We start from the raw sequence: 14,580 nt of genomic DNA, 5'->3' as shown, positions 1-14,580 counted from the left end.
ATACAATGCGCCACGCAAAAACATAGCAGCCGCAAGCCCGCATTGCCCCTACAGGTGATGGCTTATGCCATTTCAGGCCCTTCAGCGCTATGTTGCTGTTGCAGCCAGAGTCTTGCGTAGTAACCGTCGTGTGCCAGCAGCGCGTTGTGGCTGCCACTTTCGACAATCTCACCTTGATCCATGACTAAAATAGTATCGGCGTCACGCACGGTCGATAAACGGTGTGCGATCACCAGCGTCGTTCGCTGACGACTGACTTCGTTCAACGCATCCAAAATCGCCTGTTCAGAAATAGAGTCCAGCGATGAGGTGGCTTCATCAAGAATCAGAAGCGGTGGGTTTTTCAGCAGCACTCGGGCAATGGCAACCCGTTGTTTTTCACCGCCAGATAATTTCAGTCCACGTTCACCCACTTTGGTGTCATAGCCATCAGGCAGATTACTGATGAACTCTTCTAGGTGCGCCTGCTGGGCAGCATGATGGACTTCAGCCTGGCTAGCGCCGGGACGACCGTAGGCTAGATTGTTGTACAAGGTGTCGTTAAATAGCACGGTATCTTGCGGCACAACACCGATGGCCGTGCGCAGGCTGTCTTGTGTGATATGCCGTAAATCCTGACCGTCGATGCGGATACTGCCACTGTCCACATCATAAAAACGAAATAGCAACCGTGCTAACGTTGATTTGCCAGCACCGCTCGAGCCAACGACCGCCACAGTATGGCCGGCTGGTATGGTGATATTCACACCCTTTAGAATGGCCCGTTGCGGCTGGTAGCTGAAGTGCACATCGCAAAATTGTATTGCACCGTTAGTAACCGTCAGCGCTTTAGCATCATCAGCATCTTCAATCGCCGGTTTATCACCGAGCAGGGCGAACAGGCGCTCGACATTGACCAGCGACTGACGAATCTCACGGTAGACAAAACCCAATGCGTTCAGCGGAATAAACAACTGGATCAGGTAGGCGTTGACCATGGTGAAATCCCCCAGTGTCATTTGCCCGCTGGCAACTTCACTTACCGCCATGGCCATGATAACAATCAGTGAGGTACCGATAATAAATGCTTGGCCGGTATTGAGTGCTGCCATGGACAAGCGGTTTTTTAGCCGCGCTTGCTCCCACAGTTTAAGATCTTCATCGTACTGCTCGGCTTCAAAGCGTTCGTTGTTGAAGTACTTAACGGTTTCGTAGTTGAGTAAGCTGTCGATTGCGCGCGAGTTGGACTGATTATCGCGGCTGTTAGCTTCACGCACAAAAGCGGTACGCCATTCGGTGACGCGAATTGAAAACACCACAAATACAATGACCGATACCAGTATGGCGAGCACGTAGCTGACGTTAAAGGCGACCAATAAAATGCCTGTGACCATGACGATTTCAAGCAGTGTCGGTACGATATTAAACAAAGTAAAACGCAGCAGAAAACTGATGCCATTGGTGCCGCGCTCGATGTCGCGCGCTAAACCACCGGTTTTACGATCCAGATGAAAGGCCAGCTCACGGTTGTGCAAATGACGAAAGACGCGCAGTGACACTCGCCGCATGGCGCGCTCAGCAACTCGAGCGAAGATGGCATCGCGCATCTCGCTAAATAGTGTGCTACCAAAGCGTAGCGCACCATAGGCCAAAACCAACATAAACGGAAACCATAGCAGCATGTCAGCACCGCGATTTTGGTCTAGGTAGTCGATAATGTATTTGAGGGCAATTGGTGTCGATACCGTGGCGACTTTAGCGAGGATTAGCATAGTGACTGCTAAGACTACTCGGCCTCGGAATTCAGCGAGGTAGGGCCATAGGCCGGCAATGATTTTCCAGTTGGGTTTGTGTTGCTCTGGGTAGTTATTATCGCTGGAAGGGCGCACAGATGTTCCTTTTTAGTCACAAAACAACGAGGCGTCGTATACAACGCCTAGATGGCTGGGTTCATAGCATCAAGTAGTTTACCGTAGCGGCTAGCAAAGAAACGCAATTTCAGCCCTAGGCTGTCAAGGCATGCCTTATTCTGTGTTATTACGTGCAAAAACCTGAGCAGGCACAAGAAGGTGCATTGTGATTTTCGGTCCATGGCTTATACGCTGTAAATGCACAAGGGCGGATATGAAAATACCCGCCCTTGTCTGCTGCACTACTCAAATCGAGCTGTTATGGCCAGCTTCTACGAGGCGTGCTTGAGCCCTGGGTTGTTTTGTTTTGGCTTGGAGTGGGATGCAGCATGTCCTCTGGGCGCACCCATTGGCTAAATTGCTCATCAGTCACTAGGCCTAATTCAATGGCTGCTGCGCGCAGCGTGAGGTTTTCTTCGTAGGCTTTTTTAGCGATTTCTGCTGCATTGTCGTAACCGATATGGCGATTCAATGCGGTCACCAGCATTAAACCATTTTCTAGGTGATCGGCCATTTGTTGCTCATTGGCCTGCATACCTTCGATGCAATGCTCTTGAAAGTTGCGGCAGCCATCGGCCATTAACTCAATGGATTCAAGAATGTTGTGAATAATAACTGGCTTAAATACGTTGAGCTGTAGGTGGCCGTGGCTAGCAGCGATATTGATGGTGACATCATTGCCCATGACTTGGCAGGCCAGCATCGACAGTGCTTCACACTGCGTTGGGTTGACTTTGCCAGGCATAATTGAACTACCAGGTTCGTTAGCCGGTAACAGCACTTCAGCAAAACCTGCTCGCGGTCCTGAACCGAGTAGGCGTAGGTCATTGGCGATTTTCATCAATGCCACTGCCAGCGTTTTTAAACCACCGGATAAGCTGACTAATGGCTCGTGGCCGGCTAATGCAGCAAATTTGTTGGGTGCAGAGGTTAGCTGCAGTTTGGTTGCAGAGGCCAGTTCATGAGCAATATTTTCGGCAAAATTAGCATTGGCATTGAGGCCTGTACCCACTGCTGTACCACCTTGGGCAAGCTCAGCAACAGCGGGCAAAGTTGCTTGAATGGCGCGCGTAGCGTAATCCAGCTGGGCAACAAAGGCTGAGAGTTCTTGGCCAAAGGTTACAGGCGTGGCATCCATCATATGGGTGCGGCCTGTTTTGACTAAATCAGCATAATGCTCGGCTTTTTCATTGATACCATCACGCAGTATTTTTACAGCTGGGAATAAGTCATGCTCAATCGCTTGCAGTGCCGCAATGTGCATCGCGGTTGGGAAACAGTCATTTGAGCTTTGCGCGCGGTTTACATGGTCATTAGGGTGAACGGGTGACTTACCGCCACGGCCTTGGCCTGCAATTTCATTGGCGCGGCCAGCAATGACTTCATTGACGTTCATATTGCTTTGCGTGCCACTGCCAGTTTGCCAAACCGCTAAAGGAAAGTGCTCATTGAGTTGACCGCTAATTACTTCATCAGCGGCTTGCTCGATCAGCGCAGCAATCTCTTCTGGCAGTTCACCTAAGCGAGCATTGACTCGTGCTGCGGCTTTTTTAACTTGAGCTAAGGCATGCACTACGGCCAGCGGCATTGGTTGAGAGCCAATTGCAAAATTTTGCTTAGAGCGCTGCGTTTGTGCCCCCCAGTAAGCGTTAGCGGGGACCTCAATGGCACCTAAACTGTCGGTTTCTGTACGGGACATAACAAATCTCCAGTGGTGTGGATGGGATGGATTAAAGCTCTTTTTTGCGTTTTTGTGCTTCAAGCTCAGCATTGCGCTGTTGCATTATTTTCAGCTTGTCTTCACTGATAGGCATTTTATCCGCTGTATCACGCAGCAGCAGTAGGCTGCCAGCAACTGAGCCAAACACCAGAGCAATTAATAACCAGATATACCAAGGCATAGAGAGCTCCAAAAACGCTCTAGGTGTGAAAGTGGCTCGCCTGCCTTTATGTGCAGATGAGTGTTTTAATCTGGGCCAACACAAACACAGCGGCTAATGACAGCAGATGTCAGTCCATGACACAGTTCATTTTGCTGCGCTGTGTTTGTGTCTCCAGCAATGTTAGTGGGAACTTCTCTGATCTAGGCTCTCCATTTCTATCCGAGATATAACACATCTCTAGTGTTGTGCTGGGAGCTAGTCGTCTTGTAGACGATCTGCTATTTGCATTTCGGCATTGTTTTTACGCATTAATTCTAGCTTGTGTTTATCGATCGGCATTTCATCTGCGCTATTGCGTAAACGCAGTAAGCCAGCAATAAGCGAACCAAACACGAGGATGATGATTAACCAAATATACCAAGACATGGCAACCTCCTAGAATGCTGAAGGTGAGGTGAGCTCTCACAATTATGATGCTATACCTTTATCAGCAAGATCGCCAGACAGTGAAAAAGGGGCCTATAGAATAATCTAAGTCTAGGGGCGCAGCATTCTGCTTGCCTTGAGTGGGTTTAAGAGCAGTTCTTTTTACTGCCAAAATCACAACAATAGCTAACTCGATGCGGTAGTTTGCCGAGAGGAAGGCTACAATGCTGCGGCATTTTATTGATACGAGGCCCCAGTCATGTCCAGTCCAATCGTTGTCGCCTTAGATTTTCCTAGTGCAGCCCAAGCTTTGACGCTTGCTGAGCGTCTAAACCCACAGCAGTGCCGTGTTAAAGTCGGTAAGGAGCTGTTCACCCGCAGTGGCCCGCATGTTGTAGAGCACCTGCAGGCATTGGGTTTTGAGGTGTTTCTTGATCTTAAATTTCATGATATTCCGAACACAACAGCGATGGCGGTCAAAGCAGCGGCTGAAATGGGTGTGTGGATGGTCAATGTGCATTGCTCTGGCGGCTTAAAAATGATGCAGGCGTGTCGTGAGGTGTTGGAGCAGCATGCAGGTGCTAAGCCGCTATTGATTGGCGTTACTGTGTTGACCAGCATGGAGCAATCTGATTTGGCTGGTCTTGGGCTAGATGTGACGCCTGAGCAGCAGGTGCTGCGTTTGGCTGGCATAGCTGAGCAAGCAGGCTTGGATGGCTTGGTTTGTTCCGCTCAAGAAGCGCGTGTTCTTAAGCAGCAGTGGCCAACAGGACAGCTGGTTACCCCTGGAATTCGCCCTGCAGGCAGCGCCCAAGATGACCAGAAACGCATTCTTACGCCCGCACAAGCAATGCAGGCGGGTTCGGATTATTTAGTCATTGGCCGCCCCATTACCCAAGCAGCTGATCCTGCACAAGCGTTAAGCAATATATTGGCAGAGCTGGGGTGAGTTTCTTTTGAACGTAGGTGAGTTTCTTGTAGAGTTTGCTTGGTGTTGTTTGGCTTAATGCGCACTGCGCTAAGTCTGTTTTTCCCTTAACGAGCCATCCGGAGTACGGTATGCACCGCACTTAACCACGCTCTGCATAACTTATTTCATATATGAGATAAGACCATAAGTTGGCTGTACTGATCATAGGTGTATTGCGCACTGCGCTAAGTCTGTTCTTCCCTTAACGAGCCCATCCGGGGCTCGATGCGGGCGCTACGCCATCCATGGCTTCGCTGGCCACAGACCCAGCACAGCACGCGTTGATCATTTGTATGGTTTACCGGATTTGCGTGAGTCTCTTTTTTCCCTGCGTGGCTAGCTTACTCATCATTTTTACAACTGCTGGCTAATAACGCATGAATAGAACATGAGCTTGTGCATGCAAACAGGGCTTTGCTTGTTTTGAGTTTATAGAAGACGTGAAAACAACTCCGCTGATCAACGAGTACTTCGGGGTTGGTGTGACAAGCGAAGCAGGGATGCGTAGCGCCGGAGTTGAACCCAGGATGGGTTCATCGACGGATAAACACCTGCCCCGGAGTACGGCATGCACCACGCTTAACCACGCTTTGCATAACCTATTTCATATAGTAGATAAGACCATAAGTTGGCTGTACGGATCATAGGTGCATTGCGCACTGTGCTAAGTCTGTTCTTCCCTTAACGAGCCCATCCAGGGCTCGATGCGGGCGCTACGCCATCCTTGGCTTCGCTGGCCACAGACCCAGCACAGCACGCGTTGATCATTTGTGTTGTTGGCTAGATTTACGTGAGTCTCTTTTTTCCCTGCGTGGCTAGCTTACTCATCATTTTTACAACTGCTGGCTAATAACGCATGAATAGAACATGAGCTTGTGCATGCAAACAGGGCTTTGCTTGTTTTGAGTTTATAGAAGACGTGAAAACAACTCCGCTGATCAACGAGTACTTCGGGGTTGGTGTGACAAGCGAAGCAGGGATGCGTAGCGCCGGAGTTGAACCCAGGATGGGTTCATCGACGGATAAACACCTGCCCCGGAGTACGGCATGCACCGCACTTACACGCTTTGCATAACCTATTTCATATAGTGGATAAGACCATAAGTTGGCTGTACGGATCATAGGTGCATTGCGCACTGTGCTAAGTCTGTTCTTCCCTTAACGAGCCCATCCAGGGCTCGATGCGGGCGCTACGCCATCCTTGGCTTCGCTGGCCACAGACCCAGCACAGCACGCGTTGATCATTTGTGTTGTTGGCCAGATTTGCGTGAGTCTCTTCTTTTTCTGCGCAGACGAACAGCCCTGAGTACGGCATGCACCGCACTGCTAGTGGCAATGTAAAACATACCTATGAGCCAGGCAAAACAATAAGACAGCTGTGCGGGTAATTAATCGACAGAACCGCACTTAGGCTAATCTGTTAAACTTACAAAAATTTAGCGTGATGATTGGCCATGAAATTTGTAATTAACGTCTTGTCTTCCAGCGCTGCGCCCTCTACCCGACGTGCCTTGCGTTTTGCCCAAGCGGTGCTAGCGGCAGGGCATGAGATTGTTCGGGTGTTTTTCTATCAAGACGGTGTTTTGAGCGCATCCAACAACCTTGTGGTTGCGCAAGATCAGCAGGATATTGCCCAGCAGTGGCAAGCTTTTATTGCTGAACATGAGTTAGATGCGGTGGTTTGCATTGCTGCCGCGTTACGCCGTGGCGTGCTTGATCAAGCCGAAGCACAACGCTTTGGGCGTGGTGCGGTGAATCTTGCTGAGGGCTATCAGTTGTCCGGGCTCGGTCAGTTGCATGATGGCTTACAGCAGGCCGATCGCTTGATCAGCTTTGGAGGTGAGTGATGGCCAAATCAGTCTTATTGATCAGTCGCCACGCACCCTGGGCTGGCGTCAGTGCTGCAGAAGCCCTAGACATTGCTTTAGCTGCCGGAGCCTTTGATTTGCCCTTGAGCATCTTGTTTATGGATGATGGCGTACTGCAATTGTTAGCGCAACAACAGCCGCAAACCCTTGAGCAAAAAGATCTGTCGGCCAATTTGCAAGCCTTGCCCATGTTCGGCATTGAGCAGTTGTATGTCGCGCAGCAGTGTTTAAGCCAGCGTGGTCTAGCGGATAGACCTTTAGCGCTGGCTGCGGATAAATTGGATGATCAGCAAATACAACAGCTTATTCGCCAACATGACTATGTGGTGACACTTTAATGACAACCTTACATATTTTAAATGCCTCACCAGCACTTACGGCACAACTGAGCAGTTGCTTGCGCGTGCTTTCTGCTGGTGATGGAATTGTTCTGTGCGGTGAAGCGGTGCAGGCCTTGCGCGCTGGCAGTGCAGCGGCTGAGCAATTGCGGGACTGTGATCGTGCGTTCCACTTATATGCGCTAGAGGAAGATGTGTCGGCACGAGCGGTTGATAGTGCTGATATGCCAGTATCCATGCTCGATTATCCGGCCTTTGTTGCATTGTGCGTTGATTACCCGCGGGTCATCAGTTGGACATGAGAGCAGATAAACTAATTATTGATGGGCGTGAAATTGCGCTCGATCAAGATGCCTGCCTGTGTAATTTAGCGGATTGGTCGCCGCAAGTGGCACATGCGCTGGCTGAGCGTGAAGGCATCGAATTAAGCGATGCGCATTGGGAAATTCTCTATCTGCTGCAGCAGTTTTACGCTCAATTTCAGTTATCACCTGCCAGCCGCGCTTTGGTTAAGTATGTCGCTCTTAACTTGGGTAAAGAGAAAGGTAACAGTCTCTATCTCAATGGTCTGTTTAACGGCATGCCTGCCAAGCTGGCCGCGCGTCTGGCCGGCTTACCAAAACCCGCTAATTGCTTTTAAAAGATAGACTTGCGCTCAATCTTGATCTATATCAAGTTGCGTTAATGCCTAGCGCGGCTAAACCACGTATGCTGCATCCAAACTAAAAATGTTAGCGGTTTGGAGTGCTGTGATGAGCGAATCTAAGGAACACCCTTTTGCCCCTTTTGTGCGTATTTTAGGAAAAGGGCAAAAAGGCTCACGTGGTCTAACAGGCGATGAAGCTTATCAAGCGATGGGTATGTTGCTCGATGGCCAAGTCGAAGACACGCAGCTCGGTGCTTTTTTAATGCTCTTGCGTTTTAAAGAAGAAACACCAGAAGAGCTGGCCGGCTTTACTCGTGCGGTACGTGAGCGGGTGAGGGCACCGGCGATCACAGTTGATATTGATTGGCCAGCGTACGCAGGTAAGCGCCGCCAGTTACCTTGGTTTATGTTGGCTGCCAAAGCCCTAGCTAATAATGGTATTCGCATTTTGCTGCACGGCGGAGGACGTCATACGGCTGGGCGCATGTATGCCGAAGATGTTCTTGACGCCTTAGCCATTGCTTCGTGTACCTCTTGGCATGACGTGGCTGAACAGATTGAAAGTCAAAATATTGCTTTTATACCCTTGAGCGTGTGGATGCCACGCTTGCAGCGCATGATCGATTTGCGCAGCACTTTAGGCTTGCGCTCACCCGTGCATTCATTGGCGCGCTTACTTAATCCATTGTCAGCAACGTGTGGCCTGCAGAGTGTTTTTCATCCAGGTTATCAGCAGGTGCACCAGCAAGCCAACGTCATTCTCGGCGATCATGCTTTAGTGATCAAAGGTGATGGTGGGGAAATTGAAGTACGTCCCGATGTCACTGACCAGCTGCTAGGCGCAGCGGATGGACATGCATGGAGCGAAGAGTGGCCTGCACAAATTGGCCGTCAGGTGAAAGCGCCCACTTTAGAGCTGGAGCGCTTATTAGCCGTCTGGCAGGGTGATGAACAGGACTTATATGGCGAACAAGCCATCCTCGCGACTATGGCTTTAGCTTTGCGTGGTTTAGCTCGTGATCGTGAGGAAGCGTTTAGTCAGGCTGCACAGATGTGGGAAAATCGTCATTTAAACTAAAGGCATGTAGCGGTGCCAAGGATCGAAATCGGCTTGCACCGCTATTTTTGCTTAAGTGAATCAATTAGCCGCCTAAGTAAGCCTGACGCACCGCCTCATTGCTGAGTAAGTTGTCACCGGTATCCTCTAGAACAATGCGACCGTGTTCCATCACATAACCGCGGTCCGCCAGTTTTAACGCTTGGTTGGCGTTCTGCTCAACTAAGAACACTGTCACGCCAGCGCTGCGCAGCTGTTCTAGAATTTTGAAAATCTGCTGGATAATGATCGGTGCAAGACCCAGCGATGGCTCATCAAGCAACAATAAGCGCGGCTCACTCATCAAGGCGCGGCCAATCGCCAGCATCTGCTGTTCGCCACCGCTCATGGTGCCAGCGCGCTGCTGAAAACGCTCATGCAAGCGTGGGAAGAGTGACAGTACGCGATCTAAACGCTCGTTCTGTACATGCTTGTCATCACAGAAGAAAGCGCCCATGGCGAGGTTCTCTTCCACGGTTAAACGTGAAAATACGCGCCGACCTTCCGGCACAATCGCCATACCCATGCGCATAATTTGCGCAGTCGTTTTACCACGCAACGGTTGACCTTCGTAAATGATATCGCCAGTGGCGGCTTGCGGATCGCCACACAAGGTCATCATCAGGGTGGTTTTGCCGGCGCCATTGGCACCAATCAAGGTGACAATTTCACCACGGTTTACTTGAATCGAAACGTCATGCAGTGCCTGAATTTTTCCGTAAAAGGTGCATACATTGTTCATCACCAGCATGTTTATTCCTCACCCAGATAAGCTTTAATCACCGCAGGGTTATTACGCACGTGTTCGGGCGTTCCAGCGGCTAAGGGGGTGCCCTGATTGATCACGGTGATGTGGTCAGAAATATCCATAACCAGTTTCATATCATGCTCAATCAATAAAACACTGATGCCATAGTTGTCGCGTAAATCATTAATCAGCTGCTTAAGGCCATCGGTTTCGCTGGGGTTTAAGCCCGCGGCCGGCTCATCAAGCATTAACAGTGAAGGGCGAGTTACCATGCAGCGGGCAATTTCGAGGCGACGTTGTTGGCCGTAGGCGAGTGTGCCCGCTTCACGGTTGGCATCATCGAGAAGCCCGACTTTTTTTAGCCAATAGGCAGCATTATCCAGTGCCTCTTGTTCAGCATTGCGATAACTGCGGGTTTTAAATAAGCCAGCGAGCAAGCTGTTGTTGAGATGCTGATGCTGCGCTACCAGTAGATTTTCTAGCACGGTCATGTCTTTAAATAGACGTACATGTTGGAAGGTACGAATCATGCCTTTGCGCGCAATTTTAAAGCCAGGCATGCCTTGGATTTCTTCGCCAGCAAAGAGAATTTTACCGCTAGTGGGCTGATAAAAACCGGTTAAGCAGTTAAATACGGTGGTTTTTCCTGCACCGTTAGGACCGATCATTGAAACAATCTGACCCTGTTTAATACTCAGGCCGACACCGTTCACGGCTAATAAACCGCCAAAGCGCATGGTTAAGTCAGAGACTTCTAAAATATTTTTACTCATTGTTGTAACTCTAGATGCGGACGCTTCATCGGTAGCAAGCCTTGCGGTCGCCAAATCATCATTAAGACCATCATCAAGCCGAATAGCAGCATGCGGTATTCATTAAACTCACGGGCCATTTCTGGTAGTACTGTCATCACAATAGCGGCGAGAATAACGCCGATTTGTGAGCCCATACCACCGAGCACCACAATGGCTAAAATGATCGCCGACTCAATAAATGTAAATGACTCAGGGCTGATAAAACCTTGTCGCGCAGCAAAAAAGCTGCCGGCAAAACCGGCAAAGGTAGCACCAATGGTGAAGGCGCTGAGCTTAATATTGGTGGGGTTCATGCCCAAGGCACGGCAAGCAATTTCATCTTCGCGCATGGCTTCCCAGGCCCGACCAATCGGCATGCGGATTAACCGGTTAATCACAAATACGGTGATCAAAACTAGAACCAGCGCCAGCAAATAGAGAAACATCACGCGGTGCGTTGAGTTAAAGGCAATGCCGAAAAACTCATGAAAGGTTTGTGTGCCTTCACTGGCGCGGCGACTGAACTCTAAATTAAACAGTGTTGGTTTTGGAATATTGCCAATGCCACGTGGGCCGCCAGTCAATTCGGTAAAGTTATTCAGTAAGATGCGGATGATCTCACCGAAGCCTAAGGTGACAATGGCTAGATAGTCTCCGCGCAGCCGTAACACTGGGAAGCCTAATATAAAACCAAAAAACGCCGCCATAATCCCTGCAGCGACTAAGCCTGTCCAAAAGCCCACACCAAAATACATTGCTAACATGGCGTAGGTGTAAGCACCCACTGCGTAGAAGCCAACGTAACCCAGATCCAGCAAGCCAGCTAAGCCGACCACAATGTTCAGACCTAAACCCAGCATCACATAGATCAGTACCAAGGTTGCCAAGTCAATTTGGCTGCGCGAACCGAGGAATGGAAAAATCAGTGCTGCTGCTATAATAAAGCACCACAGCAGGCGTTGAATAAACTGGCGCTGGCTGATTTCACGCAGGCCCGCAGACAGGGTGGGTTTGGGCATCAACCCAAGTACGCGTTCGACTTGATCACGAAACAGGTTATAGAAAAAGATCAGTGCGCTGGCGGCAAAAATCTTCCACAGTACCGCAGGCTCAGCGCCAACTAAGGTCAACTCAGTACCCACTTGAGTTAAGCGCACACCTAACAGTACGGCGCTTAAAACGAGTACAACAACTGCAGAAATAATGGCTGATTTAATATATAAACGCATCACACTTTCTCCACTTCTGGGCGGCCTAAAATACCGGTCGGGCGAAATAGGAGAATCAGAATTAACAGTGCAAAGGCCACAGCGTCTTTATACTGGCTGCTCAAATAACCAGAGGTCATGGCTTCAGTAACGCCCAGCACCAAACCACCGAGCACTGCACCAGGGATACTGCCAATGCCACCTAGAACAGCAGCAGTAAAGGCTTTTAAACCAGCCATAAAACCGATGTAAGGATTGACCACGCCGTAATACAAACTCAACAGCACGCCTGCAACAGCGGCCAGTACTGCACCGATGACAAAGGTGATACCAATAATGGCGTTACTGTTGATGCCTAGCAAACCAGTCATTTTGATGTCTTCAGAGCAGGCGCGGCACGCGCGTCCGGTGCGTGAGCGGGAAATAAAAATACTCAGCGCAATCATGGCGACCAGGGTGGTCACAAAAATAATAATTTGCATATACGACAAGCTGGCATAGAAGCTGTCTTCAGCACCAATGGTAATACCACCTGTGACAAGGCTGGGCATGGCAACATCGCGCGCACCTTGGGCAATACGCACAAAGTTTTGCAGCAGGATCGACATACCAATGGCAGAAATCAGAGGGATTAAGCGATGACTGCCACGCAGTGGGCGATAGGCAATACGTTCAATACTGTAGCCGTAGGCACTGGTGACGATAATACTCAATGCAAATGCGCCTAAAATCATCAGCGGGAGACTTTCTAGGCCAAGCATTGCCAAGCCGGTCAGTGCAATAAATGTGACATAACTGCCGATCATATACACTTCGCCGTGCGCGAAGTTGATCATGCCAATAATGCCGTAAACCATAGTGTAGCCAATGGCGATCAGGGCATAAGTACTGCCCACAGTAAGGCCATTAAGTAGTTGTTGTAGGAAATAAAAAAACGCTTCGTTCATAAAAGTATCCGGCAAACACAACAGCCTCGCACATCTACTGAGTAAACGGCGAGGCTTGAGACAGTTAAATTACTCGGTTAGAGCTGTTTTGCTGCCGTCTGCATGCCACTCGTAAACAACAAAGCTGAAGTTTTTCAAATCACCTTTGTCATCAAACTCAAGCACACCGGTTGGCGTATCAAAGCTGTTGCTACGCAGTGCATCAGCAACTTCAAATGGGTCTTGCGACTTGCTGATCACCATCGCATCAGCCATCACCTGTACCGCTGCATACGCAGGGAATACAAAGGCGCCGCGAGGGTCTTGATTTTTCGCTTTAAAGGCTTCAACTAAGTGCGCGTTTTTCGGATCTTCATCAAAGGCTTTGGGCAGGGTGACTAACATGCCTTCTGATGCATCACCGGCAATCGCAGAAATGTCGCTATTACCGACACCTTCTGGGCCCATAAAGCGCGCACTAAAGTTGTTTTCAGCGGATTGACGCAGCAGCATGCCCATTTCTGGGTGGTAACCGCCGAAGTAAACAAAGTCGACATCTTCTTTCTTCATTTTTGCAATGAGTGCAGAAAAGTCTTTATCGCCTGCGGTTATACCTTCAAATAAAGCCACTGGAATATTTGCAGCATCGAGCGCTTCTTTAACGGCTGTGGCAATGCCTTCACCGTATTGTTGCTTGTCATGTAGTACGGCAGCACGCTTAGGCTTGAGTTGCTCAACTACGTATTTACCGGCGGTCGGTCCTTGCATGGTATCAAGGCCAATAGTGCGGAAAATCAGTGTATGGCCTTTTTGGGTCAGCTCAGGAGTGGTGGAAGCGGCGGTAATCATCATGATACCTTCTTCCTCATAAATATCTGCGGCCGGTTGACTTGAGCCAGAGCACAGATGACCTACGACAAAGCGAATCTCGTCATTGATAATTTTATTGGCGACGGCAACCGCTTGCTTTGGGTCGCAGGCATCATCATAGGTGACGGCTTCGAGCATGCTGCCATTGACACCACCAGCCTTGTTGATTTGCTCAATGGCCATTAAAGCACCCATCGACTGCATATCACCATACTGAGCAACGGGGCCAGTAACGGGGCCGGCGAGGGCAATTTTAATAGGCTCTGCCGCCAGTGAGTAGCTAGCAACGCCAGCTAAAGCCATAGCAGCGAATAGTTTGCTGATACGTTGAGTTGTTTTGCTCATAAAATCGGCACCTTTTAATAGTTTTATTATGGTTCCGTCTCTTAACGATGATTAAGGGATGGACTGCAGCGGGTCTCAGTGTAGAGAACTTCGGCCTTCAGGGGAACTGTGTAATATAGGCATTAAGTCGTTATTTGTGCGAGAAGCGTTGATTGTTTGTGCATTTTTAATAAAGAAACGCGAGACAGCAACTGCTGACTCACGGGTCAGGAATTGTGACTTCTATGTATGAAACTAAGCATCAGGCTATTTTACCGAAAACACAGTTTTATAAGCGCATTATTGGCCATTGTATTATCGCGTTGTTGTTGATTGCTGGCTCGGTGTGTATCGGCGTATTAGGCTTTATGTTTTTTGAAGGTATGGCGTGGCACGATGCTTTGATGCATGCGCTTTTTTTACTGGCTGGTTTAGGCACTATCACTGTGCCAGTCAGTGTCTCAGGGAAGCTGTTTCTGGCTGTGTATGGATTATATGCTGGGTTGGTGTTTGTCGCTGCGCTGGGTGTGATCTTTGCGCCGGTAGCGCATCGGATTTTGCACACCTTTCACTTGGATGCAGATAAGTAGCGGG

16 protein-coding genes are annotated in these 14,580 nt (G+C 49.4%); 7 read left to right on the top strand and 9 right to left on the bottom strand.

Going from position 1 to position 14,580, the window contains the following annotated elements; translation table 11 throughout:
- Positions 1-62: 62 nt before the first annotated feature.
- From FXF61_RS07240 to FXF61_RS07225, 4 genes are all read right to left on the bottom strand, one after another.
- The gene (locus FXF61_RS07240) at positions 63-1,868 is read right to left on the bottom strand and encodes an ABC transporter ATP-binding protein/permease (RefSeq protein ID WP_151184636.1); all 1,806 of its coding nucleotides are present in this window, start codon (positions 1,866-1,868) and stop codon (positions 63-65) included.
- 280 nt (positions 1,869-2,148) lie between these two features.
- Entirely contained in the window at positions 2,149-3,588 is a 1,440-nt protein-coding gene (locus FXF61_RS07235; protein WP_151184635.1) for a class II fumarate hydratase, read from the bottom strand.
- A 31-nt stretch (positions 3,589-3,619) separates the two neighbouring features.
- Positions 3,620-3,790, bottom strand: coding sequence for a DUF2897 family protein (locus tag FXF61_RS07230; protein WP_151184634.1), 171 nt, complete (start codon positions 3,788-3,790; stop codon positions 3,620-3,622).
- 237 nt (positions 3,791-4,027) lie between these two features.
- Complete coding sequence (locus FXF61_RS07225; RefSeq protein ID WP_151184633.1) at positions 4,028-4,198, bottom strand: DUF2897 family protein; 171 nt, start codon at positions 4,196-4,198, stop codon at positions 4,028-4,030.
- 259 nt (positions 4,199-4,457) lie between these two features.
- On the opposite strand from FXF61_RS07225, the gene pyrF reads away from it, so the two are divergent.
- From pyrF to FXF61_RS07195, 6 genes are all read left to right on the top strand, one after another.
- On the top strand, positions 4,458-5,147 hold the full coding sequence (gene pyrF, locus FXF61_RS07220) for an orotidine-5'-phosphate decarboxylase (protein WP_151184632.1): 690 nt from the start codon (positions 4,458-4,460) through the stop codon (positions 5,145-5,147).
- Between the two features lie 1,475 nt (positions 5,148-6,622).
- Positions 6,623-7,015, top strand: coding sequence for a sulfurtransferase complex subunit TusD (tusD, locus tag FXF61_RS07215; protein WP_151184631.1), 393 nt, complete (start codon positions 6,623-6,625; stop codon positions 7,013-7,015).
- The gene (gene tusC, locus FXF61_RS07210; protein WP_151184630.1) at positions 7,015-7,374 is read left to right on the top strand and encodes a sulfurtransferase complex subunit TusC; all 360 of its coding nucleotides are present in this window, start codon (positions 7,015-7,017) and stop codon (positions 7,372-7,374) included. Before tusD ends, tusC begins: the two co-directional genes overlap by 1 nt.
- A complete protein-coding gene (gene tusB, locus FXF61_RS07205; protein ID WP_151184629.1) occupies positions 7,374-7,676 on the top strand; it encodes a sulfurtransferase complex subunit TusB in 303 nt (100 codons plus the stop codon). The genes tusC and tusB overlap by 1 nt, the downstream gene beginning before the upstream one ends.
- Positions 7,673-8,014 carry a TusE/DsrC/DsvC family sulfur relay protein gene (locus tag FXF61_RS07200; protein ID WP_151184628.1) on the top strand — a complete coding sequence of 114 codons (342 nt, stop codon included), beginning with the start codon at positions 7,673-7,675 and terminating at the stop codon, positions 8,012-8,014. Before tusB ends, FXF61_RS07200 begins: the two co-directional genes overlap by 4 nt.
- Positions 8,015-8,126: 112 nt before the next feature.
- The gene (locus FXF61_RS07195) at positions 8,127-9,098 is read left to right on the top strand and encodes a glycosyl transferase family protein (protein ID WP_151184627.1); all 972 of its coding nucleotides are present in this window, start codon (positions 8,127-8,129) and stop codon (positions 9,096-9,098) included.
- Positions 9,099-9,162: 64 nt separating this feature from the next.
- Here the strand turns inward: FXF61_RS07195 and FXF61_RS07190 are convergent, their stop codons facing one another.
- The 5 genes from FXF61_RS07190 to FXF61_RS07170 form a co-directional block, all read right to left on the bottom strand.
- The gene (locus FXF61_RS07190) at positions 9,163-9,867 is read right to left on the bottom strand and encodes an ABC transporter ATP-binding protein (RefSeq protein ID WP_151184626.1); all 705 of its coding nucleotides are present in this window, start codon (positions 9,865-9,867) and stop codon (positions 9,163-9,165) included.
- A 2-nt stretch (positions 9,868-9,869) separates the two neighbouring features.
- Positions 9,870-10,637: a high-affinity branched-chain amino acid ABC transporter ATP-binding protein LivG gene (gene livG, locus FXF61_RS07185; RefSeq protein WP_151184625.1), complete on the bottom strand. Its 768-nt coding sequence runs from the start codon at positions 10,635-10,637 to the stop codon at positions 9,870-9,872.
- A complete protein-coding gene (locus FXF61_RS07180) occupies positions 10,634-11,887 on the bottom strand; it encodes a high-affinity branched-chain amino acid ABC transporter permease LivM (RefSeq protein ID WP_151184624.1) in 1,254 nt (417 codons plus the stop codon). Before FXF61_RS07180 ends, livG begins: the two co-directional genes overlap by 4 nt.
- The gene (livH, locus tag FXF61_RS07175; protein WP_151184623.1) at positions 11,887-12,813 is read right to left on the bottom strand and encodes a high-affinity branched-chain amino acid ABC transporter permease LivH; all 927 of its coding nucleotides are present in this window, start codon (positions 12,811-12,813) and stop codon (positions 11,887-11,889) included. Before livH ends, FXF61_RS07180 begins: the two co-directional genes overlap by 1 nt.
- Positions 12,814-12,882: 69 nt before the next feature.
- A complete protein-coding gene (locus FXF61_RS07170) occupies positions 12,883-14,007 on the bottom strand; it encodes a branched-chain amino acid ABC transporter substrate-binding protein (RefSeq protein ID WP_151184622.1) in 1,125 nt (374 codons plus the stop codon).
- A 224-nt stretch (positions 14,008-14,231) separates the two neighbouring features.
- Between FXF61_RS07170 and FXF61_RS07165 the strand changes: the two genes are divergently transcribed.
- Complete coding sequence (locus tag FXF61_RS07165) at positions 14,232-14,576, top strand: EscU/YscU/HrcU family type III secretion system export apparatus switch protein (RefSeq protein WP_151186033.1); 345 nt, start codon at positions 14,232-14,234, stop codon at positions 14,574-14,576.
- Positions 14,577-14,580 lie beyond the last annotated feature (4 nt).

Source organism: Pseudomonas sp. C27(2019), from assembly GCF_008807395.1.
GTDB lineage: Bacteria > Pseudomonadota > Gammaproteobacteria > Pseudomonadales > Pseudomonadaceae > Denitrificimonas.
This window is presented reverse-complemented; position numbering and strand designations above follow the sequence as displayed.